Origin of the sequence: Blastococcus sp. TML/M2B, assembly GCF_016612865.1 — a bacterium.
GTDB lineage: Bacteria > Actinomycetota > Actinomycetes > Mycobacteriales > Geodermatophilaceae > Blastococcus.
The window spans coordinates 1,949,824-1,971,280 of sequence record NZ_JAENZZ010000002.1 but is presented as its reverse complement, the minus strand read 5'-3'; the positions used below and the strand labels follow the sequence as shown (position 1 = coordinate 1,971,280).

Here is a 21,457-nt window from a genome sequence, read left to right as displayed (position 1 = left end):
GGGGAGGACGGTCAGGCCAGGGCGTCGGCGAAGAGGGGAACCGTCTTCTCCAGGGCGTAGAGGATGCCCGGTGCCGTGCCGATGGAGAACGCGTTGGCCAGGGTCTCGTCCTCGAGGACCACGACGTGGCCGTCGCGGACCGACGGCAGCGCCTGCCACAGGGGGTTGGAGGTGAACTCCGAGGCCTCCACGTAGATCGGGAAGGCGACGGTCAGCCCGGCGTCCAGGAGCGAGACCTGCTCCTCGCTCACGGGCACGAAGAAGTTGTCCGTGGCCTGCTCCTGGATGGCCGGCTTGTTGACGAAGCCCAGCTCCTCCATGAAGTCGACGCGGGCATCGCCCTGCACGTAGGCGCCGAAACCCTCGGAGGTGAAGGCGGCGACGGCGACCTCGGTGCCCTCGAACTCCGGGTGCGCGTCGGCGGCCTCGGTGAAGGCGTCGGCCACCTCCGCGGCGAGCTCCTCGGCCTCGTCGGACTTGCCCAGGGCCTGGCCGACGATCTCGAGCTGCTGCTGCCAGGTGGTCTGGTAGGCCTCGACGCCCTTCGGCATGCCGACGGTGGGCGCGATCTGGCTCAGCAGGTCGTAGCGGTCCTGCGTGCCGTCGGACTTGGTGTCCAGGATCAGGTCGGGTTCCAGGGCCGCGATCGCCTCGAGGCTGGGCTCCAGCGTCTCGATGATCTCCGGGGCCTCGTCGTACAGGCCCTCCGACCACGGGCCGACGCCCTCGCCGCCGAAGGCCAGCCAGTCGCTGGCGCCCACCGGCTGCACGCCCAGGGCCAGCGCGGTCTCGGCGTCCCCCCAGCCGAGGGCGACGACGCGGAGGGGCTCCTCCTCGATCTCCACGTCCCCGAAGGCGGTCTCGACGGTCACCGGGAAGGCGCCGGAGGAGCTGCCCCCGCCGCTGCTGCCGGAGTCGGAGTCGTCGTCGGAACCGCAGCCGGTGACGACGAGCGCGGCGGCGGCCAGCAGGGCGGCGCCGCGGAAGAGGGGGCGGGGGGTCATGCGGGGCTCCTTCGGAGGATCAGGTAAGGCTGACCTAAACACATCGTGGTCGAGCCGTGTGCGGCGGCCGTCCTCCGGAGCCGCGCGGGCGGCGGGGGAGACTGCCCCGGTGACCGCACCGGCAGCGCTCCCCGGGGCGCCGGGCGCCCGGCTGCCCGACGGCTTCGCCGTCCGCCTCGATCCGCGGGTCACCCGCCGCGACGGCGGGGCGACGCTGCTGGGCGGATCTCCGCTCCGGCTGCTGCGGCTCGCGCCGCGGGCCCGCGCGCTGCTGGCCGGTGACCGGCTCGTCGTCCGCGACGCCTCGACCGCGGGTCTCGCCGCTCAGCTGCTCGACGCCGGGCTGGCGCACCCCGACCTCACGCCCTCGACCCAGGCAGCCGACGTGACCGTGGTGGTCCCGGTCAAGGACCGGCCGGTCGAGCTGGCCCGGCTGCTCGCCGCGCTGCGCGCGGACCCGGTCACCGCGGGCCTCCCGCTCGTCGTGGTCGACGACGGCTCGGCCGACCCGGTGCAGGCCGGGGACGCCGTCGTCGTCCGGCACGCGACCGCGCGCGGGCCCGCCGCCGCGCGCAACGCCGGGCTGCGGGCGGCGCGGACACCGCTGGTCGCCTTCCTGGACTCCGACTGCGTGCCGCGGCCGGGCTGGTTGGCGGTGCTGCTGCCGCACCTGGCCGATCCCCGGCTGGCGCTGGTAGCCCCGCGGATCGTCCCGCTGCCCGGGAGCGGCTGGCTGCACGGCTACGAGCAGGTCGAGGGCGTGCTGGACATGGGGCCGCGGCCGGCGCCGGTCCGGCCGCTGACCGGGGTGTCCTACGTGCCGAGCGCGGCGCTGCTGGCCCGGCGGGCGGCGCTCGGGGACGGCGGCTTCGACGAGGCGATGCGGGTCGCCGAGGACGTCGACCTGGTGTGGCGGCTCGCCTCGGCCGGCTGGCGGGTGCGCTACGAGCCGGCCGCCGAGGTCGCCCACCAGCACCCGGTCGGGACGGCGGAGTGGCTGCGCCGCCGCGCGTTCTACGGCACGGGCGCGGCCCTGCTGGCCGCCCGGCACGAGGGCCTGGTCTCCCCGCTCGTCGTCGCCCCCGACGTCGCCGCCGCGACGGTGCTGGCGCTCACCGGCCCGCGGGCCGGCCGGGTCGTGGCCGGCGGGCTGCTCGCCGCCCGGGCGGTGCGGCTGGCCCGCCGGCTGGCGCGGCCGGGGAGCGGCCGCCGGTCGCGCTCGCGGCGCTGCTCACCGCGCGGGCGACCGGCGTCTCGGCCCGCGCGACGGCGCGCGCCGTCACCCGCCACCACTGGCCGCTGGCGGTCGCCGCGGCCGCGGTGTCCCGGCCCGTGCGGCGCCGGCTGGTGGCCGTCGCCGTCGTCGAGGGGCTGCTCGCCTGGTGGCCGCACCGGCGGCGGATCGGACCGGTCCGTCACCTCGCCGCGCGCCGACTGGACGACCTCGCCTACGGCGCCGGGCTGTGGACCGGGGCGCTCCGCGCGCGGTCGGCCGCGGCGCTGCTGCCGACCCGGCCGCCGCGCCCGTGACACGCCGCGATCCCGCCGAACCGGAATGCCCGGCGGCCGCGCCGCCTTGCGCCCACCTGTGACCACGCTGCAGGAACGACCGGCCTCCGCGCCCACGGCGCCGGTGCCCGGCGCCGCCCGCACCGCGCTCCTGCTGGGCGCGTTCGTGGCCATCGGGCCGCTGACCATCGACATGTACCTGCCGGCCCTGCCGACGATCACCCGCGAGCTGGAGACGACGTCGGCCGCGGTGCAGCTGACCCTCACCGGCACGCTCGTCGGGCTCGCGCTCGGGCAGCTGGTGCTCGGCCCGCTGTCGGACGCCTACGGCCGGCGCCGCCCGCTGCTCGCGGGCACCGCGCTGCACGTGCTGGCGTCCCTGCTGGTGATCGTCGCCCCGAACCTGGCCGTGCTCGGCGCCCTGCGCGTGCTGCAGGGCGTGGGGACGGCGGCCGGTGCGGTGATCGCCCTCGCGATCGTGCGCGACCTCTTCGACGGCCGGGCGGCCGCGCGGATGCTCTCCCGGCTGTTCCTCGTGCTGGGCGCCGCACCGGTGCTCGCGCCCACCATCGGCGGCGAGATGCTCCGCTTCACCTCGTGGCGCGGGATCTTCGCGCTGCTGGCGGTCTACGGCGTCGTGCTGGTCGTCGTCGGCGCGCGGCTGCTGCCCGAGACCCTGCCCGCCGAGCGCCGCCGGTCCAGCGGGATCGGAGGCACGCTGAGGGGCTACCGCGAGCTGCTGCGCGACCGCCCCTACGTGGGGCTGGGTGCTCGTCGCCGGGCTGACGATGGCCGGCCTGTTCAGCTACGTCTCGGGCTCTGCCTTCGTCTACCAGGGCGAGTTCGGCCTCGACGAGCAGCAGTTCGGCCTGCTCTTCGGCGCCGGGGCCGTCTGGCTGATCGCCGCCACCCAGCTCAACCCGGTCCTGCTCGGCCGCTGGTCGCCGGCGCAGATCCTGGTCGCCGGCACCGTGGCCGGAGCGCTGGCCGGCGCCTTGCTGCTGGTCCTCGCCCTGACGAGCACCGGCGGGCTGTGGGGCGTGGCGCTGAGCCTGTGGGCGGTGCTCTTCGCCTGCGGGCTGGCGCTGCCCAACGCGCCGGCGCTGGCGCTCTCCCGGCACGGCGAGGCAGCCGGCACGGCCGCGGCCCTGCTCGGCGCCGTCCAGTTCGGCGTGGGCGCCCTGGTCTCCCCCGTCGTCGGCCTGCTCGGCAACGACGCCGCCGCCATCGGCACGGTGGTGGTGACGGCCCTGGCGCTGGCGATCGCCCTGCTGCTGCTCGTCGTCCGCCCCTGGGAGCTGCCCGTCGACTCCGACGCCGAGCCGGTCGCGGTGCACTGAGTGACCGCTCCGACCCTCTCCACCGGGCGCGTGGCCGCCGCGATCGTGGCCCTCGCGCTCGGCGGCTTCGCCATCGGCACCACCGAGTTCGTCACCATGGGGCTGCTGCCCGACGTGGCCGAGGGCGTCGGCATCGACATCCCCACGGCCGGTCACGTCGTCTCGCTCTACGCGCTGGGCGTCGTCGTCGGAGCGCCGGTGATCGCCGCGCTCGGCACCCGGCTGCCGCGGCGCGGCCTGCTCATCGGCCTGATGGTGCTGTTCGTCGCGGGCAACGTGCTGACCGCCCTCGCCCCGGGCTACGGCGCGCTGCTGGGCGCCCGCTTCCTCGCCGGGCTGCCGCACGGCGCGTACTTCGGCGTTGCCTCGCTGGTCGCCGCCTCGCTCGTGGCCCCGCGCCTGCGCGGGCGGGCGGTGAGCTCGGTGATGCTGGGCCTGGCCGTCTCCAACGTCGTCGGCGTGCCGGCGGCCACCTGGCTCGGGCAGCAGCTCGGCTGGCGCAGCGCCTACTGGGCGGTCGTCGTCATCGGCGTCCTGACGATCGTCTCCGTCGCCGCGGTGGTCCCGGCGTCGCCGCGGAACCCCGGTGCCACGGTCCGCACGGAGCTGGGCGCGCTGCGCCGTCCGCAGGTGCTGCTCACCCTGCTCGTGGGCGTCGTCGGGTTCGGCGGCATGTTCGCCGTCTACAGCTACGTCGCGCCGCTGGTCACCGAGGTGACGGGCATGTCCCGCGGCTCCATCCCGCTGGTGCTGCTGGTGTACGGGACCGGCATGGTCGTCGGGACGGCGGTCGGCGGGCGGCTGGCCGACCTGGCGCTGTTCCGGTCGCTGGTCGGCGCGAACGTCGCCATCGGCGTGGTGCTGGTGCTCGTCCCGCTGGCCGCCCGGACGCCGGTCACCGTCGTCGCGGCGATGTTCCTGATCGGCGCCGTCGCCTCGGTGCTCGTGGTCTGCCTGCAGCTGCGGCTCATGGAGGTGGCGGGCGACGCCCAGATGCTGGGCGCGGCGCTGAACCACTCGTCGCTGAACGCCGCCAACGCCCTCGGCGCGTGGCTCGGCGGGCTGGTGATCGCGGCCGGCGCCGGCTACACGGCGCCGGGGCTGGTCGGTGCCGCGCTGGCGGCGGCCGGGCTGATGGCGCTCGCCGTGTCGGCCGTCCTGCGTCGCCGCGAGCTCGCCCGTGCCCTCCCGTCCCACGCGGCGCAGGCCGCTCACGGCGCGCCGGTGCCGGAGCAGGTCGGGCGGTAGCGTCGGCAGCCGCCGGTCCGTACCCGTCCGTCCCGCCCGGGGGCCGGCGGTTCGCAGCCCCCAGGAGGGTCCCGACGTGCAACTGGAGAACTCGTTCAGCGTGCCGCTGCCCGTCGAGGAGGCGTGGCGGGTGCTGCTCGACCTCGAGCGGACCGCGCCGTGCATGCCCGGCGCCACCCTGGACTCGGTCACCGGCGACGACGTCAGCGGCTCGCTCAAGGTCAAGCTGGGGCCGATCAACCTGACCTACCAGGGCAAGGCGTCGTTCACCGAGCGGGACGCGGCGGCCCACCGGGCGGTCATCGACGCGCGCGGCAAGGACCAGCGCGGCAACGGCACGGCGACGGCGACGATCACCGCGACCCTGGTGGCCGAGGGCCCGGGGACCCGCGTGGACGTGGTCACCGACCTGACCGTCACCGGGCGCCCGGCCCAGTTCGGCCGCGGCGTGATGACCGACGTCGGGGACAAGATGCTCGCGCAGTTCGCCGAGAAGCTGGCCGCCCGGCTGGAGGCCCCCGCCGCTGCTCCCGCTGCCGAGCCCGGCCCGGTGGCCGCGGTCGCCGCGACGGCGACCGGCGCGGTCGAGGAGATCGCCGCCTCCGTGGAGCAGCTGCCCGCGGAGAGCGCGCCCGCGAAGGCTGTGAAGAAGGCCGCGGCGGCCACGAAGAAGGCAGCCCGCGAGCGCCACCGAGAAGGTCACCGAGCCCGCGACGAAGGCCGAGCCCGCCACGAAGGCGGAGCCCGCCACGAAGGCGGAGCCCGCCACGAAGGCGGAGCCCGCCAAGAAGGCGGCGGCGAAGAAGGCGGCCCCGGCGAAGAAGGCGGCCCCTGCGAAGAAGGCCGTTCCCTCCACGAAGTCGGCCCCGGCGGCCCTGGCGGCGAAGAAGGCCCCGGCCCCCCGGCCGAGCAGCCCGCCGTCCGGCCCCTCCGCGCCGCCGGCCCGGCCCGCCACCGGAGCCCCCGTCCGCAGCGTGCCGTCGGCCGGGCCGCGGCCCGTTCCCCCGGCCGCGACGGCCCCGGTCGCCCCGGTCGCGAAGCCGGAGCCCATCGACCTGCTGGAGATCTCCGGCTCCGGCCCGGTCGCCCGCTACGCGCGGGTGGCGGGCGCCGCAGCCGCGCTCGTCGCCGTCGTCCTGCTGGTCCGCCGCCGGCGCCGCCGCTCATGATCAGCGCGCGCTGAGGGCTGCCCCGAGGTGCGTCGGAGCGACCCTCAAAGCGTGGTGATCACGCACGATCCCGGTCAGGCCGGGAGCACCTCGGTCAGCCACGACATCGCCGCGGCCGCGACCAGGCCCGGGTTCTTCTTCAGCGAGTGGTCGCCGGGCACCGCGTAGACCGAGGCCAGCCCGGAGCCGGCCAGCGCGGCGGCGATGTGCTCGGGCCGGCCCATCGCGTCGGTCTCGCCCTGGACGACGACGATCGGCACCGCGACTCCGGTCAGCTCCGGGGCGCGGCTCTTCTCCGGCCTGCCCGGCGGGTGCAGCGGGAAGGCCAGCGCGAGCACGCCGGCCGCGCCCTCGGCCGCCGCCGTCCGGCAGGCCACCCGCGCTCCGGCGCTGCGGCCGCCGAGCACCAGCCGCCCGGGCAGCCGGTCGGTCAGCCGCAGCCGGTCCAGCACCGCACCCCACGCCTCGTCGAGCCGTGGCGGGGCGGGGGCGATCCGCTTGCCGGCCACCCCGCCAGGGCTGGTCCACCCGGTGCACCAGCCAGCCCGCGTCGGCCGCCTCCGCGGCGAGCGCCGCGAGATCGGGCGCCTCCGAGCTGCCGCCGGCCCCGTGGCCCAGCACCAGCGTGCCCGCGCCGCCGTCGCCGGAGCTCACCACCCGCGCGGGCCCGTGCGGGGTGTCGACCAGCTCGCTCATGCCGGCAGCGCCAGCAGCGCCTCGACCGCGCCGGCGAGGTCGGCGGCCTGCACGTGCGGCGGCTCGTAGACCGGCGGGTACACCCGCTCGCTGCGCGGGAACCACGCCCCGGTCAGCCCGGCCCGCTGCGCGCCCAGCACGTCCCAGCCGTGCGCGGCGACCAGCGCCAGCCGGTCGGGGGCGACCCGGCACCGGCCGGCGGCCCACAGGTAGACCTCGCGGGCGGGCTTCCAGGCGCGGATCGACTCGCTGCTCAACGACGCCTCGACCAGCGGCGTGACCCCGCCGCGGGCGAGCCCCGCCTCGGCCACGCCGGGGGAGCCGTGGGTCAGCGTCACCACGCGCACGCCCGCCTCGGTCAGCCGCCGCAGCGCCGGCTCCACGTCGGGGTGCGGCGAGAGCTCCCCGAAGGCCTCCAGCACCCCGGCGCGGGCGTCCGGCCCCAGCGCGGCCTCCTGCTCCAGCGCCGACGCGAACGCCTCCCGGAAGGAGCACCAGTCGCCGACCACGGTCGCGGCCGCGCCGGTCAGCAGCGTGCGCGCGAACACCGCGCCCAGCAGCGACGCGGGCTGCCCGGCCTCCACCAGGGCGGCCCGCACGGGCGCGAGGTCGAGCAGCGTCTCGTTGACGTCGAAGGCGACGACGGCGGGGCGCCGGCGGCTCATGCCGAGTCGCGCTCGTCGGCCGGCAGGTGCGAGCCCGCGGACGGCGGACGGCGCAGCCCGCCGCTGGCCTTCTTGTAGACGAACCACACCACCGCGACCACGACGGCCACGACCACCGCGTAGTCCAGGAAGTGCAGGTTGTCCCGCACGAAGTCGCCGGCCGCGACGCCCAGCCCGATGAGCACGCTGTTCCAGATCAGGCTGCCGGCGGCGGTGAAGAGCAGGAACTGGCCGATCGGCATGCGGACGACACCGGCCGGCACCGAGATGAAGCTGCGCACGATCGGCACCATGCGGCCGAAGAAGACCGCCGAGCGGCCGTGCCGCTCGAACCAGGCGAAGGTCTTGTCGACGTCCTCGGTCTCGACCAGCGGCAGCCGGTCGAGGAAGGCGTGCGAGCGGCGCGGGCCCAGGGCGCGGCCGACGTAGTAGAAGAAGATCGCGCCCAGGATCGAGCCGAGGGTGGCGAAGAGCACGACCGGGACGATGTTCATCTCGCCGTCGTTGATCAGCACGCCGGCCAGCCCGAGCACGGCCTCGCTCGGGATGGGCGGGATGACCGTCTCGGCCAGGATGGCCAGCCCCACCCCCACCGGGCCCAGCGAGTTCACCAGGTCCAGCAGGAACCCGGTGATCCCACCCTCGTCGGAGGCGGCGGCGGTGAGGAAGTCCATGACGCCCACGGTATCGGCGGCCCCGGGGCGCTGCCGCGACGCCGAGGGCCCGCGCGGCTAGCGTCGCCAGCTATGCGTCAGCGCTTCACCGCCCGGGCGGTCGTGGTCGGGGACCGCGCCGGCACCGTCGTCCCCGATGCCGTCGTCGACGTCCGGGACGGCTGGATCGAGTGGGTCGGGCCGGCCGCCGAGGCCCCCGCCCGGGGCGACGCCGAACCGGTCGAGCTCCCCGGCCTGCTCATGCCGGGCATGGTCAACACCCACTCGCACGCGCCGATGGTGCTGTTCCGCGGCCAGGGCGAGGGGCTGCCGCTGGACCGGTGGCTGCAGGAGGTGATGTGGCCGCGCGAGGCGCGGCTCACCCCCGAGGACGTCGAGGTCGCGATGACCGCGGCGTCGGCGGAGATGCTGACCAACGGGATCACGACCAGCGTCGAGATGTACTTCGAGGCGGAGCGGATCGCCGCGGCCGTCGGCGCCACGGGCGCCCGCGCGCTGGTCCTCGCGACGCTGATCCCGATGCCGGGCCTGCCGCCGGTCGAGGAGCAGCTGGCCGACGCCGTGCGGCTGAACGAGTGCGCCCCGGACGACGGCAGCGTCGAGTACGGGATCGGGCCGCACGCCGCCTACACCGTGCCGCTGCCGGTGCTGCGCGAGGCGGCCCGGCTCACCCGCGAGCACGGCATGCTCCTGCACCTGCACGTCGCCGAGACCGCCACCGAGGGCGACGACCTGCTGGCCGCGCACGGGCTGTCGGTGCCCTCCCTGCTGGCCGCGCACGACGTCCTCGGCGGCCGGGTGCTGGCCGCGCACTGCGTGCACATGGACGACGGCGACCTCGACCTGTGGCAGGAGTACGACGTCGCCGTCGCGCACTGCCCGGCGAGCAACGCCAAGCTGGCCAGCGGCGTGATCCGGCTGCGCGACATGCTCGACCGCGGTCTGCGGGTGGGCCTGGGCACCGACGGGCCGGCGTCCAACGACTCCCTCGACCTGCTCGCCGACGCCCGCCTGGCCGCGGCGATGGCCCGGCTGCGCGAGCGGTCGGCGACCGCGCTGACCGCCGCCGAGGCGCTCTGGCTGGTGACCGGCGCGGCCGCCGACGCGATCGGCCGCGCCGACCTCGGCGTGCTCGAGGCCGGCCGGCGCGCCGACCTGGTGCACGTGGACACCCGCGACCTGGTCTTCGAGCCGGTCGGCGACCCGGAGGACCTGCTGGCGCACCTGGTGTGGTCAGCCGACGGCCGGCACGTGCGCGACGTGTGGGTCGGGGGCAGCCGGGTCGTGGCCGACGGCCGCGCCACCCGCGTGGACGCCGACGCGCTGCGCGCCGACGTCGTCACCCGGGCCGCCCGTCTCGCCGCCGGCTGACGACCGGATTGTTCAACCGGACGGTTGACCACGGCGCCTCGACGGGTCTACCGTCGTCCTCAACCGAAAGGTTGAGCAAGGAGGAGGACCTGGTGGCGGATCCGCTCTCCCGGGTGTTCTCGGCCCTGGCCGACCCCACCCGGCGGGACATCGTGGCGCGGCTCGCGGTCGCCGACGCCACGGTCAACGAGCTCGCCGCGCCCTACGACGTGACCGTCCAGGCCGTCTCCAAGCACCTCAAGGTGCTGGAGGACGCCGGTCTGGTGAGCCGGAGCCGGGAGGCCCAGCGCCGCCCGGTGCACCTCGAGGCCGAGGTGTTCGACCTGATGACGAAGTGGATCGAGCGCTACCGGCGCCAGGCCGAGGAGCGCTACCGCCGTCTGGACGACGTCCTGCGCGACATGCCGGATGCCGTCCTCCCCCAGGAAGGAACCGCGTCATGACCAGCACCACGCAGCACGAGACCCAGATCGTCGTCGACCCCGACGTCCCGCTCGTCCGGATCATCCGCGAGTTCGACGCGCCGCCCGCGAAGGTGTTCCGAGCGCACGTCGACCCGGAGCTGTTCGCCCGGTGGACCGGCCCGAAGGGCATGGAGATGCGGATCGACCACCACGACTGCCGCACGGGCGGCTCCTACCGCTACGTGATGTCGCAGGACGGCGAGGAGTACGCGTTCAACGGCGCCTTCCACGAGGTGCGCGAGGACGAGCTGATCGTCCAGACGTTCGCCTTCGAGGGCATGCCGGACGACGTCGCCCTGGAGCGGCTGGTGCTCGAGGACCTCGGGAACGGGCGCTGCCGGCTCACCTCGACCTCGCTGGTCGACTCCTTCGAGGGGCGCGACGCGTTCGTGGCCAGCGGCATGGAGGTCGGCGTGAACGAGGGGTACGAGAAGCTGGACGACCTCCTGGCCGCCGGCTGACCGCGGATCAGGCCCGCAGGCTGATCGTGTCGCCGCGCTGCACGGTGCGGACCGCGCCGGGCAGCTCGCGGCGGGCGACCTCGGCGACGAAGTCCCCGAGCGGGCTCCGGAACCTGTCGTAGTCGTCGTAGTGGACCGGGACGGTGACCGGGGGCCTCAGCAGCTCGACGAGGTCGGCTACCCTGCCGGGCGTCCATGGTGACGGTCAGCCCGAGCGCCCTGGTGCCGCCCAGGTGCGGGATGAGGACGTCGAGCGGCCCGCACCGCTCCAGCACCTCGCCGAGGAACGGCCGGTAGAGGGTGTCGCCGCTGATGTAGCCGCGCCAGGAGACCGCGCCGTCGGCCCCGGCCAGCTCGAGCACGCTGCCCATGACCTGCGGCAGCACCCGCGCGAGCGGGCCGGGGCCGTGGACGCCGGGCACCGAGGTGACCCGCAGCGTCTCCTCGCCGCGGGTGAACGCGTGGGTCTGCCACGCCCGCAGGTCCGCCGTGCCGGTGAACCCGCGGTCGGCGAGGCACGTCGCGGCCTCGGGCGTGGTCACCACCGGGGTCTCCTTGGGCAGCGAGCGCGTGGCGATGCGGTCCCAGTGGTCGCCGTGCATGTGCGAGAGCAGGATCCCGTCGAGCTCCGGCAGCTGGGTGGGCTGCAGCGCGGGCTCCGTCAGCCGCTTAGCCCGCAGTCCGTAGCCGAGCCGCGCCCGCTGGCCGCGGTGCAGGAAGTTCGGATCGGTGAGCAGCGTGAACCCGCCGATCCGCAGCAGCATCGTCGCGGTGCCGCCGAAGGTCATGGTGACGTCGGCGGGCGGTGCTGCGGGCTCGGCCATGGACGACGCCCTACCCCGGCACCCGCGCTGGTAGACAGGGGCGGTGCCGCGCTCCGTCGACGAGACCTTCCTCGCCCTCCCGCTGTCCGCGCTCACCGACGCCGCGCTCACCCGCGCGGTGGACCTGGGCTGCGAGCACGCCGACATCCGGGTCGAGCGGATCCGCACGCAGACGATCAGCCTGCGCGACGCCCGCCCGGAGGCGGTGACCGACGGCGAGGACCTCGGCCTGGCCGTGCGGGTCGTGCACGAGGGCACCTGGGGGTTCGCGGCCGGCGTCGTCCTCACCGCGGCCGAGGCGGTGCGGCTGGCCGAGCAGGCCGTCGCCGTCGCCCGGGTCTCCGCGGCGATCAACACCGACCGCGTCGAGCTGGCTCCCGAGCCCGTGCACCCCGACGCCACGTACGTCTCGGACTACGAGATCGACCCGTTCGACGTCCCGGACGCCGAGAAGACCGGGCTGCTGGCCGAGTTCTCCGAGCGGCTGCTGGCCGCCGACGGCGTCGAGCACGTGCAGGCGAGCTGCATGCACGTCAAGGAGCAGAAGTACTACGCCGACACCGCCGGCACCCGCACCCGCCAGCAGCGCGTGCGCATCCACCCCGACCTCACCGCGCTCACGGTCGACCGGGCCACGGGTTCGTTCGAGAGCATGCGCACCCTCGCCCCGCCGGTCGGCCGCGGCTGGGAGTACCTCACCGGCAGCAGTTGGGACTGGGCCGGCGAGCTCGCCGAGATCCCCGAGCTGCTGCGCGAGAAGACCAAGGCGCCCTCGGTGGAAGCCGGCCGCTACGACCTGGTCATCGACCCGTCCAACCTGTGGCTGACCATCCACGAGTCGATCGGGCACGCCACCGAGCTGGACCGGGCGCTGGGCTACGAGGCGGCCTACGCCGGCACCTCGTTCGCGACCGTGGACAAGCTCGGGACGCTGCAGTACGGCTCGCCGCTGCTGCAGATCACCGGCGACCGCACCACCCCGCACGGCCTGTCCACGGTCGGCTGGGACGACGAGGGCGTCGCCGGCCAGGAGTGGGACATCGTCCGGGACGGCGTGCTCGTCGGCTACCAGGTCGACCGCAACATGGCCCGGCTGCGCGGGCTGGACCGCTCGAACGGCTGCGCCTTCGCCGACTCGCCCGGCCACGTGCCGGTGCAGCGGATGGCCAACGTCTCGCTGCGCCCCGCGCCCGACGGCCCCTCCACCGAGGAGATCATCGGCGGGGTGGAGCGCGGGATCTACGTCGTCGGCGACAAGAGCTGGTCGATCGACATGCAGCGCTACAACTTCCAGTTCACCGGTCAGCGCTTCTACCGGATCGAGGACGGCCGGCTGGCCGGCCAGCTGCGCGACGTCGCCTACCAGGCGACGACGACGGACTTCTGGGGCTCGATGTCGGTCGTCGGCGGGCCGCAGACCTACGTCCTCGGCGGCGCCTTCAACTGCGGCAAGGCCCAACCCGGGCAGGCGGCGCCGGTGAGCCACGGCTGCCCGACCGCCCGCTTCGACCAGGTGTCGGTGCTCAACACGGTCCAGGAGGCAGGACGATGAGCGCCCTCAGCGCGCAGGAGCTGGTCGAGCGGTGCCTCGCGGCGTCGACCGCCGACGGCCAGATCACCTTCGTCACCGAGCACTCCGAGGCCAACCTGCGGTGGGCCGCCAACAGCCTGACCACCAACGGGGCGATGCGCTCGCGGTCGGTCGTCGTCGTCTCGTTCGTCGACGGCGGCGCCGGGATGGCGGCCGGCTCGGTCGCCCGCACCGGGACGCCGGACGTCGCCGCGCTGGTCGCGGCCAGCGAGCGCGCGGCCCGCGACGCCGGCCCGGCCGAGGACGCCGTCCCGCTGGTCGCCGAGGCGCCGCCGGGTGCCGGCGACTGGGCGGGCGACCCCGCGGAGACCTCGATCGAGGTGTTCGCCGACTTCGCGCCGGCGCTGGGCCAGGCGTTCGGCGAGGCGCGCGACCGCGGCGAACTGCTCTTCGGCTTCGCCGAGCACTCGATGAGCACCACGTACCTGGGCAGCTCCACCGGGCTGCGGCTGCGCACCGACCAGCCCACCGGCCGGGTGGAGCTCAACGGCAAGAGCCCCGACTTCGCCCGGTCGGTGTGGTCCGGCGCGAGCACCCGCGACTTCCGCGACGTCTCGGTGGCGGCGCTGGCCGCCGACGTCGAGAAGAAGATGGGCTGGTCGCAGCGGCGCGTCGACCTGCCGGCCGGCCGCTACGAGACGTTGCTGCCGCCCTCGGCGGTCGCCGACCTGATGATCTACCTCTACTGGACGATGGAGGCCCGGGACGCCGACGAGGGGCGCAACGTCTTCGCCCGCACCGGCGGCGGCAACCGGATCGGCGACCGCCTGTCCGAGCTGCCGCTCACCCTGCGCAGCGACCCCGACTACCCCGGGCTGGAGGCCGCGCCCTTCCAGGTGGTCTCCGCGTCCTCGGGGGCGGCGTCGGTGTTCGACAACGGCCTGGCCTCGCCGGCGATCGACTGGATCACCGACGGCGTCCTCACCAACCTGGTCCGGCCGCGGGCCTGGGCGCTGAAGCAGACCGCACCCGCCACGGTCGCCGTCGACAACCTCGTGCTCGAGGACCGCTCGGCCACGGCCACCGCGGAGGAGATGGTGGCGGCCACCGAGCGCGGCCTGCTGCTGACCACGCTCTGGTACATCCGCGAGGTCGACCCGCAGACGCTGCTGCTCACCGGGCTCACCCGCGACGGCGTCTTCCTCGTCGAGAACGGCGAAGTCACCGGCGCGGTGAACAACTTCCGGTTCAACGAGTCGCCGGTCGACCTGCTCGGCCGGGCGGTCCAGGCCGGCCGGACCGAACGGACGCTCCCGCGGGAGTGGAACGACTGGTTCACCCGCACGGCCATGCCGGTGCTCCGGGTGCCGGACTTCAACATGAGCTCGGTCTCGCCCGCGAGCTGAGCGGGACCCCATCCGTCACACCTGTCACCGGGAGCCTTCGGGCCGGTGCAGATCCGCCAACCGGCCGGGCGAGACGTGGGGAGAAATGTCGGGGACGGCCCGTAGGGGTGGGATTACCGTGGGTGTCGAAAGCCGAGCCAACGAAGTGCTTTACCGCAGGGGTCACCCTGCCGAAACCTCTCGTAGCTCGTTTTCTTGTCAGGCACACGGGCCCGGCTCTGCGGAACGGGCTGTCGAGGGGAGGACTCCCATGAGCAGGAGTCACAAGCCGTCCGTCTTCCAGGTCGGCAAGGTCCGCGACGACGGGCACACCGTCGTCATCTCCGGCTGGGGTCTGGGCCTGTGCGCCTCCGCCTGCGCGTGCCACCGGCACCCGTCGGCCGGCAACCTCGCCATCGACGAGGACCAGGCCGGTGGCCGGCTGGGCCTGGTCAGCTTCGCCGAGGGCGGCTGCGACTGCTGCGAGGCGTGGACCGCCGACGAGCTGTCCGCGATCCTCCGCGACTTCCGGACCGTCGCCGGCCTCCAGCAGGTGCAGGAGCCGCTCGCCGGCTGAGCACCACCCCGTCCGACGCGGACCCCGGGGCAGAAATGGCCATTTCTGCCCCGGGGTCCGTTCGCTTCTCCGGGTCCGTTCGCTTCTCCGGGTCCGGACGGTCCGCGGGTGGCGCGGGAGGGGTCGCGGGGACGGATGAGGAGCGTGGGGCGGACGAGGCGAGCGCACCCCTTCCCGTCCAGCGCGCCGTCGGCTACGAGCGGAGACCGTCTCCCTACGGTGCGTACTGACGCGCAACGGAGAGTGCCCTTCCCCGGCACCGGCGCATCAGCTGATCGGAGGCCGACGGTGCAGTCCGCCCGCACGACCCCCCGACGCCGTCCCCGGGTCGCCCTGGCCCTCGGGGCCGCGCTCCTCGCCGCCGCCACCGGCGTGCTCGCGCCCACCCCTGCGGGTGCGGCGCCGAGCACCGCCGCCGAGGCCGGCGAGCTGATGCGCACGACCGCCCAGGAGCTCACCGCCCTCGACGAGCAGCTGCACGAGGCCGAGCTCGCCGTGGCCGCCCAGCAGCAGGCCGCCACGGCCGCCGCCGAGCAGGCCGCCGTCGCGCACGAGGCCCTCGCCGTCTTCGAGCCGCAGCTGCGCGCCATCGCCCAGAGCGGCTACACCGGCAAGACGCAGTCGCGCATGGCCGCCTTCCTCACCGGCAGCTCCGTCGACGTCGTGGTCCAGCAGATGACCACGCTCGACCTGATCGCCGCGCGCACCAACGCCGTCATCGCCCAGGCCGCCGCCGCGCAGAACGCCGCCCGGGCCGCGCAGGCCGCCGCCGACGAGGCCGCCGCCACCGCGGAGGCCGGCGCCGAGCAGCTGCGGGCCCAGAAGGCCGAGGTCGAGCGGCGCGCGGCCGCCTACCGCGCGGACTTCGACCGGCTCTCGGCTGCCGAGCAGGCTCGGGTCACCACCGCCGTCGCCGGCCGCGCGATCGAGGCCCCCGCGGCCGACGAGCTCCCCGTCGTCCCGGGCTCGGCCGCCGCCGTGGCCATCCAGACGGCGCTGGCGCAGGTCGGCGACCGCTACGCCAGCGGCGGCACCGGGCCCGACGCCTTCGACTGCTCGGGCCTCACCTCGTACGCCTACGCCGCCGCCGGCATCACGCTGCCGCACTCGAGCCGGGCGCAGTCCACCCTCGGCCGGCAGGTCTCCCGCCAGGAGCTCCAGCCCGGCGACCTCGTCTTCTACTACACGCCGATCAGCCACGTGGCGCTCTACATCGGCAACGGCATGGTGGTGCACGCCCGCACCTACGGCTCGCCGGTCGCGGTGACCAGCGTCGACCAGCGCGGCTACCGGTTCGGCGTGCGGCTCGGCGGCTGACGCACAATCGTGCGGTGACCGCCTCGACCAGCGCCCGCGGGTGACCGCCACCGCGACCGACCCCCGCGCGACGGCGACCCTCCGTCCCGACGCCGTCGGCTTCCTCGACACCCTCGTCATCGGCCTCGCGGCCACCTCGCCGGCCTACTCGCTGGCCGCCGTCCTCGGGCCGATCGTGGCCCTGGTCGGGGTGCACGCACCCGGCGTCCTGCTGATCTCGTTCCTGCCGATGCTGCTCATCGCCGGGGCGTTCGCCGCGCTCAACCGGGTCGACCCCGACTGCGGGACGACGTTCTCCTGGGTCACCCGGGCGCTGGGCCCGTGGACCGGGTGGATCGGCGGCTGGGCGATCGCGATGACCGGCGTCCTCGTGCTGGGCTCGCTGGCCGAGGTGGGCGTGCGGTTCACGCTGCTGGCCGTCGGGCTGGACGGCTGGGCGGAGTCGACGCCCGTGGTCATGGCGCTGTCCGCGCTGCTCGTCGTCGTCATGGCGGCGATCTGCGTCCGCGGCACGGAGCTCTCCGCCCGGCTGCAGAACGGGCTGATCGTGGCGCAGACGGTGGCGCTGGCCGTCTTCGCCGTCGTGGCGCTGGCACGCGGCCTGTCCGGGGACAGCCCGTTCGGCGGGCTCACCCCGCAGTGGTCGTGGCTGGACCCCTTCGGCTCCGGCGGGGCGGCGCTCACGGGCGGCCTGCTGCTCGGCGTCTTCGCCTACTGGGGCTGGGAGTCGGCGGTCAACCTCACCGAGGAGACCCGCGACCCGCTGCGCGCGCCCGGCCGGGCCGGCATCTGGTCGACCGTCGTCCTGCTGGTCACCTACCTCGGGGTGGCGACGGCGATCCTCGCCTTCGCCGGCACCGGCTGGCTGGCCGGCAAGGCCGACGAGGAGGAGGCGGTCTTCGCGCTGCTCTCCGGCCGGGTGCTGGGCGGCTGGGACTGGGTGGTGCTGCTGGCGGTGGCGACGTCGGCGATCGCCTCGACCCAGACGACGATCATCCCCGCGTCGCGCACCGGCCTGTCCATGGCGCGCCGGGCCGCGCTGCCGCGCCGCTTCGCCTCGATCTCGCCCGCGCACCGCACGCCCGACGTCTCCACCTGGTGGGTCGCCGGCGTCGGGGTGGTCTGGTACCTCGGGGTCGGCCTGATCAGCGAGAACGCGCTGTTCGACTCGATCACCGGGCTCTCGCTGCTCATCGCGCTCTACTACGCGCTCACCGGCCTGGCCTGCGCCGTCTACTTCCGCCGGCAGCTGCTGGCGAGCGTGCGGAACTTCCTGCTGCTGGGCGTCGGCCCGCTCACCGGCGCGGCGATGCTCGGCTGGCTGCTGGTGCTCTCGGTCCGCGACCTCGCCGACGCGGAGAACAGCTACACCGGGCAGGCGTGGCTGGGCGTCGGCCCGCCGCTGGTCATCGGCGTCGGCGTGATGGCGACCGGGGTGGCGCTGATGCTGTGGTGGCGCCGGCGGGACACGATCTTCTGGCGCGAGCGACGCAGCACCTTCCCGGGCTGAGCGGGCTCAGCCCGGCGGGCCCCCGGCCAGCAGCTGCACGGCGGCCGCGATCCGCTTCGCGCGGGTCGCGTCCGTCGCCGCGGTGTGCACCCGGTGCAGGACCGAGTACCGGTCCTGCCCGCTCAGCGCGTCGAACGCCGCCCGCGCGGCGGGCTCGGCGTCGAGAGCGGCGGCCAGGTCGTCGGGCACGGTGATGGTGGCCGGCCCGGAGTAGGCCCGCGCCCACCGGCCGTCGGCCTTCGCCGCCTCGACGACGGCCAGCCCCGCCGGCCGCATCCGCCCCTCGGCGGTCAGCCGCTCGACGGTCGCGACGTTCTTCGCCGACCAGATGCTCCGGGCCCGCCGCGGGGTGACCCGCTGCAGGTAGAACCGGTCGTCCAGCCGGTTGGCGCGACCGTCGATCCAGCCGAAGCAGAGCAGCACCTCGACCATCTGCTCCCAGTCCACCGACGGGATGCCGCTGCCCTTCTTCGCGATCTTCACGTACATGCCGGGCGCGGAGGCGGCGTGCTCCTCCAGCCAGGCCTCGAGCTCGGCCTTGTCGGCGAACGCGTGCACCGGGAGGTCCGTCGGCGACGTCACGCGGTCATCCTGCCCGCCGGGTCCGACGGTTTCGGGAGCCCCGCGCGCGGCTACCGGCGATCGGGTGCCCGCACGGTGCGGCGCGGAGACGGGGGTGGCGGGTGGCGAGCCGGGAACCGGGGCCGTCGGTGCTGTGGCTCGTGCGGCACGGCGAGAGCATGGGCAACGTCGCCGACGCGCACGCCCAGCGCGCGGGGGCCGGCCGGCTGGACCTCGACGTCCGCGACCCCGACGTCCCCCTCTCCGACACCGGCCGCGGCCAGGCCGAGGCGCTCGGCGGCTGGCTGGCGGCGCTGCTGGAGGACCAGCGGCCGACGGCGGTGCTCAGCTCCCCCTTCGAGCGGGCCCTGACCACCGCGCGGCTGGCGACGGCGGAGCTCGGCCTGCGGGTGCGCACCGACGAGCGGCTGCGCGAGCGCGACTTCGGCGCCTTCGACGGCATGACCGGTGCCGGCATCCGCGACCGGTTCCCCGACGAGGCGGCCCGGCGCGACCTGCTCGGCAAGTTCTACTACCGGCCGCCGGGCGGCGAGAGCTGGGCCGACGTGGCGCTGCGGATCCGCAGCCTGCTGGCCACCGAGGGGCTGCGGCACGACTGCGAGCGGCTGGTGATCGTCGCCCACCAGGCGGTGATCATGGTGTTCCGGTACGTCCTCGAGGAGCTCACCGAGGGGGAGCTGCTCGAGGTGGACCGCGAGGAGCAGGTCGCCAACGCCTCCCTCACCCGCTACGAGCGCACCGACGACGGCGGCTTCGCGCTGGTCGCCTTCAACGAGGTCGACCACCTGGTCGCCGAGGACGAGGACGTCACGGAGGAGCCCGATGCCGCCCCGCAGCCCTGACCCGACCACCGTCACGCCCGAGGTGCTGCGCGGGTGGCCGCTGCCCGAGCCGACCGGCGGCAAGAACGCCCGCGGCTCGATCCTGGTCATCGGCGGCAGCACCGAGACCCTCGGCGCGGTCCTGCTGGCCGCCGAGGCGTCGATGCGCGCCGGCGCCGGCAAGCTGCAGGTGGCCACCGTCGCCTCCATGGCGCCGCACGTGGCCACCGCGCTGCCCGAGGCGCTGGTCCGCGCGCTCCCGGAGACCGACGGCGGGGCGATCGGCCCGGAGGCGGCCGACGTCGTCCGCGACCTGGCCGAGGGCGCCGACGCCGTCCTCATCGGGCCGGGCATGGCCGACACGGAGGCGACCCAGGCCTTCGGCGAGCGGCTGCTGCCGCACCTGCGCGGCCCGCTGGCGCTCGACGCGCTCGGCCTGGCGGTGGTGACCGCCGACGACGGCTGCGTGCACCACCTCGAGGGCCGGGTCGTGCTCACCCCCAACCCGACCGAGGCGGCCTACTCGCTGCACGTCGAGGAGGAGGAGATCGACGGCGACCCGGCCGGGTCCGCGGCCGCGCTCGCCGCCCGGACGAAGGCCGTCGTGGGGCTGGGCGGGGCGACCTCCTGGATCGCCGCCCCCGACGGGCGGCTGTGGCGGGACGACAGCGGCAACGACGGGCTGGGGGTCTCCGGCTCCGGCGACGTGCGGGCCGGCATCACCGGGGGCCTGCTCGCCCGCGGCGCCACCCCCGAGCAGGCGGCGGTGTGGGCCGCCTGGCTGCACGGTCGCTGCGGGGAGCGGCTGGCGTCGTCCGTGGGCCGGCTGGGCTTCCTCGCCCGCGAGCTGCCGGGGGAGGTGCCGCGGGCCCTGGCGGAGGTCGCGCCCGGAGCCGCGGACGCCCGCGCGTAGGTTGGTCCCGTCGTCGGATCAGCGGTCGGAGGCCCCAGTGCACGTGGACGTCCCTGCGAAGGTGCAGGAGATCTACGCCGAGGTGCTCCGGCGCAACCCCGGCGAGGCGGAGTTCCACCAGGCCGTCCACGAGGTGCTCGAGTCGCTGGCCGTCGTCCTGGGGCGGCACAGCGAGTACGCCGAGATGAAGACGATCGAGCGGATCTGCGAGCCCGAGCGGCAGATCATCTTCCGCGTGCCGTGGCAGGACGACCGCGGCGAGGTGCAGATCAACCGGGGCTTCCGCGTCGAGTTCAACTCCGCGCTCGGCCCGTACAAGGGCGGCCTGCGCTTCCACCCCTCGGTGAACCTGGGCATCGTCAAGTTCCTGGGCTTCGAGCAGGTGTTCAAGAACGCGCTCACCGGCATGCCGATCGGCGGCGGCAAGGGCGGCTCCGACTTCGACCCCAAGGGCCGGTCGGACGCCGAGGTGATGCGGTTCTGCCAGTCGTTCATGACCGAGCTCTACCGGCACCTGGGCGAGTACACCGACGTGCCGGCGGGCGACATCGGCGTCGGCGCCCGCGAGATCGGCTACCTGTTCGGGCAGTACAAGCGGATCACCAACCGCTACGAGTCCGGCGTGATCACCGGCAAGGGCCTGGGCTGGGGCGGTGCGCTGGTGCGCACCGAGGCCACCGGCTACGGCGCGGCGTTCTTCGCCGACGCGATGATGCGCGCCCGCGGGGAGTCCTTCGACGGCCGCCGCGTGGTGATCAGCGGCTCGGGCAACGTCGCCGTCTACGGCATCGAGAAGGTCCACCAGCTCGGCGGCACGGTCATCGCCTGCTCGGACTCCGGCGGGTACGTCGTCGACGAGAAGGGCATCGACCTCGAGGTGCTCAAGCAGGTCAAGGAGGTCGAGCGGGCCCGCATCAGCGAGTACGCCGACCGGGTCGACAGCGCGCACTACGTCGCCCAGGGCAGCATCTGGGACGTCCCCTGCGAGGTGGCGATGCCCAGCGCCACGCAGAACGAGCTCGACGGGAAGGCCGCCCGCACGCTGGCGCGCAACGGCTGCCAGTACGTCGTGGAGGGCGCCAACATGCCCACCACCCCGGATGCGGTCTCGCTGTTCCGCGCCGCGGGCATCGGCTTCGCCCCGGGCAAGGCGGCCAACGCCGGCGGGGTGGCCACCTCCGCGCTGGAGATGCAGCAGAACGCCTCGCGGGACCGCTGGACCTTCGAGCACAGCGAGCAGCGGCTCGAGGAGATCATGCGCGGCATCCACGCGCGCTGCCACGAGACCGCCGAGGAGTACGGCGCGCCCGGCGACCTGGTGCTCGGCGCCAACGTGGCCGGCTTCCTCCAGGTGGCCGAGGCGGTGCACGCGCACGGCCTGATCTAGGTTCGCCGG

The 21,457-nt window shown here is 75.2% G+C and carries 20 protein-coding genes and 2 pseudogenes; 16 read left to right on the top strand and 6 right to left on the bottom strand.

Features of this window, described 5'->3' with window-relative positions:
* Positions 1–11 precede the first annotated feature (11 nt).
* Positions 12–1,004: an iron-siderophore ABC transporter substrate-binding protein gene (locus tag JKP75_RS18130; protein ID WP_200489928.1), complete on the bottom strand. Its 993-nt coding sequence runs from the start codon at positions 1,002–1,004 to the stop codon at positions 12–14.
* Here JKP75_RS18130 and mftF point away from each other — a divergent pair.
* The 4 genes and pseudogenes from mftF to JKP75_RS18110 form a co-directional block, all read left to right on the top strand.
* Positions 1,003–3,216 (top strand): annotated as a pseudogene (mftF, locus tag JKP75_RS18125) (mycofactocin biosynthesis glycosyltransferase MftF); the annotation flags it as partial. The gene JKP75_RS18130 and the pseudogene mftF overlap by 2 nt on opposite strands.
* A gap of 64 nt (positions 3,217–3,280) precedes the next feature.
* Positions 3,281–3,853 carry a hypothetical protein gene (locus JKP75_RS21985; protein WP_242473373.1) on the top strand — a complete coding sequence of 191 codons (573 nt, stop codon included), beginning with the start codon at positions 3,281–3,283 and terminating at the stop codon, positions 3,851–3,853.
* Entirely contained in the window at positions 3,854–5,101 is a 1,248-nt protein-coding gene (locus tag JKP75_RS18115) for an MFS transporter (protein ID WP_309229973.1), read from the top strand.
* Between the two features lie 76 nt (positions 5,102–5,177).
* The gene (locus tag JKP75_RS18110; protein ID WP_200493342.1) at positions 5,178–6,284 is read left to right on the top strand and encodes an SRPBCC family protein; all 1,107 of its coding nucleotides are present in this window, start codon (positions 5,178–5,180) and stop codon (positions 6,282–6,284) included.
* Positions 6,285–6,344: 60 nt separating this feature from the next.
* Here JKP75_RS18110 and JKP75_RS18105 read toward each other — a convergent pair whose 3' ends face one another.
* The 3 genes from JKP75_RS18105 to JKP75_RS18095 form a co-directional block, all read right to left on the bottom strand.
* Positions 6,345–6,779 carry an alpha/beta family hydrolase gene (locus JKP75_RS18105; RefSeq protein ID WP_242473372.1) on the bottom strand — a complete coding sequence of 145 codons (435 nt, stop codon included), beginning with the start codon at positions 6,777–6,779 and terminating at the stop codon, positions 6,345–6,347.
* 183 nt (positions 6,780–6,962) lie between these two features.
* Positions 6,963–7,631 (bottom strand): HAD-IA family hydrolase, encoded by a 669-nt coding sequence (locus JKP75_RS18100; protein ID WP_200493341.1) that lies wholly within the window; start codon positions 7,629–7,631, stop codon positions 6,963–6,965.
* A complete protein-coding gene (locus JKP75_RS18095) occupies positions 7,628–8,305 on the bottom strand; it encodes a DedA family protein (protein WP_200489932.1) in 678 nt (225 codons plus the stop codon). Before JKP75_RS18095 ends, JKP75_RS18100 begins: the two co-directional genes overlap by 4 nt.
* 72 nt (positions 8,306–8,377) lie before the next feature.
* Between JKP75_RS18095 and JKP75_RS18090 the strand changes: the two genes are divergently transcribed.
* From JKP75_RS18090 to JKP75_RS18080, 3 genes are all read left to right on the top strand, one after another.
* The gene (locus tag JKP75_RS18090) at positions 8,378–9,676 is read left to right on the top strand and encodes an amidohydrolase family protein (RefSeq protein WP_200493340.1); all 1,299 of its coding nucleotides are present in this window, start codon (positions 8,378–8,380) and stop codon (positions 9,674–9,676) included.
* Positions 9,677–9,768: 92 nt separating this feature from the next.
* The gene (locus JKP75_RS18085; RefSeq protein WP_309229971.1) at positions 9,769–10,119 is read left to right on the top strand and encodes a metalloregulator ArsR/SmtB family transcription factor; all 351 of its coding nucleotides are present in this window, start codon (positions 9,769–9,771) and stop codon (positions 10,117–10,119) included.
* Positions 10,116–10,601, top strand: coding sequence for an SRPBCC family protein (locus tag JKP75_RS18080; protein ID WP_200489933.1), 486 nt, complete (start codon positions 10,116–10,118; stop codon positions 10,599–10,601). Before JKP75_RS18085 ends, JKP75_RS18080 begins: the two co-directional genes overlap by 4 nt.
* A 272-nt stretch (positions 10,602–10,873) precedes the next feature.
* Here the strand turns inward: JKP75_RS18080 and JKP75_RS21980 are convergent.
* A pseudogene (locus JKP75_RS21980) lies at positions 10,874–11,365 on the bottom strand (MBL fold metallo-hydrolase); the annotation flags it as partial.
* On the opposite strand from JKP75_RS21980, the gene JKP75_RS23115 reads away from it, so the two are divergent.
* The 6 genes from JKP75_RS23115 to JKP75_RS18050 all read left to right on the top strand — a co-directional run bounded on the left by JKP75_RS23115 (position 11,331) and on the right by JKP75_RS18050 (position 17,745).
* Positions 11,331–11,459: a hypothetical protein gene (locus JKP75_RS23115; RefSeq protein WP_255522510.1), complete on the top strand. Its 129-nt coding sequence runs from the start codon at positions 11,331–11,333 to the stop codon at positions 11,457–11,459. The pseudogene JKP75_RS21980 and the gene JKP75_RS23115 overlap by 35 nt on opposite strands.
* 9 nt (positions 11,460–11,468) lie before the next feature.
* Positions 11,469–12,977, top strand: coding sequence for a TldD/PmbA family protein (locus JKP75_RS18070; protein WP_200489934.1), 1,509 nt, complete (start codon positions 11,469–11,471; stop codon positions 12,975–12,977).
* Positions 12,974–14,362 carry a metallopeptidase TldD-related protein gene (locus JKP75_RS18065; RefSeq protein ID WP_200489935.1) on the top strand — a complete coding sequence of 463 codons (1,389 nt, stop codon included), beginning with the start codon at positions 12,974–12,976 and terminating at the stop codon, positions 14,360–14,362. Before JKP75_RS18070 ends, JKP75_RS18065 begins: the two co-directional genes overlap by 4 nt.
* Before the next feature lie 250 nt (positions 14,363–14,612).
* Entirely contained in the window at positions 14,613–14,918 is a 306-nt protein-coding gene (locus JKP75_RS18060) for a hypothetical protein (protein ID WP_200489936.1), read from the top strand.
* Positions 14,919–15,206: 288 nt separating this feature from the next.
* Positions 15,207–16,235: a C40 family peptidase gene (locus JKP75_RS18055; protein ID WP_309229970.1), complete on the top strand. Its 1,029-nt coding sequence runs from the start codon at positions 15,207–15,209 to the stop codon at positions 16,233–16,235.
* 40 nt (positions 16,236–16,275) lie between these two features.
* Positions 16,276–17,745, top strand: a complete 1,470-nt coding sequence (locus JKP75_RS18050) for an APC family permease (RefSeq protein ID WP_200489938.1) — start codon at positions 16,276–16,278, stop codon at positions 17,743–17,745.
* A 6-nt stretch (positions 17,746–17,751) separates the two neighbouring features.
* On the opposite strand, the gene JKP75_RS24165 is transcribed toward JKP75_RS18050, so the two are convergent.
* Positions 17,752–18,327 carry a YdeI/OmpD-associated family protein gene (locus JKP75_RS24165; RefSeq protein WP_309229969.1) on the bottom strand — a complete coding sequence of 192 codons (576 nt, stop codon included), beginning with the start codon at positions 18,325–18,327 and terminating at the stop codon, positions 17,752–17,754.
* Between the two features lie 101 nt (positions 18,328–18,428).
* Here JKP75_RS24165 and JKP75_RS18040 point away from each other — a divergent pair, with 101 nt between their 5' ends.
* From JKP75_RS18040 to gdhA, 3 genes are read left to right on the top strand one after another with little or no spacing between them, the layout of a single operon-like run.
* Positions 18,429–19,169, top strand: a complete 741-nt coding sequence (locus tag JKP75_RS18040; protein ID WP_309229968.1) for a histidine phosphatase family protein — start codon at positions 18,429–18,431, stop codon at positions 19,167–19,169.
* Positions 19,150–20,061: an NAD(P)H-hydrate dehydratase gene (locus JKP75_RS18035; RefSeq protein WP_200489939.1), complete on the top strand. Its 912-nt coding sequence runs from the start codon at positions 19,150–19,152 to the stop codon at positions 20,059–20,061. Before JKP75_RS18040 ends, JKP75_RS18035 begins: the two co-directional genes overlap by 20 nt.
* A gap of 37 nt (positions 20,062–20,098) precedes the next feature.
* Positions 20,099–21,448, top strand: coding sequence for an NADP-specific glutamate dehydrogenase (gene gdhA / locus JKP75_RS18030; RefSeq protein ID WP_200489940.1), 1,350 nt, complete (start codon positions 20,099–20,101; stop codon positions 21,446–21,448).
* The last annotated feature ends 9 nt before the right edge of the window (positions 21,449–21,457 follow it).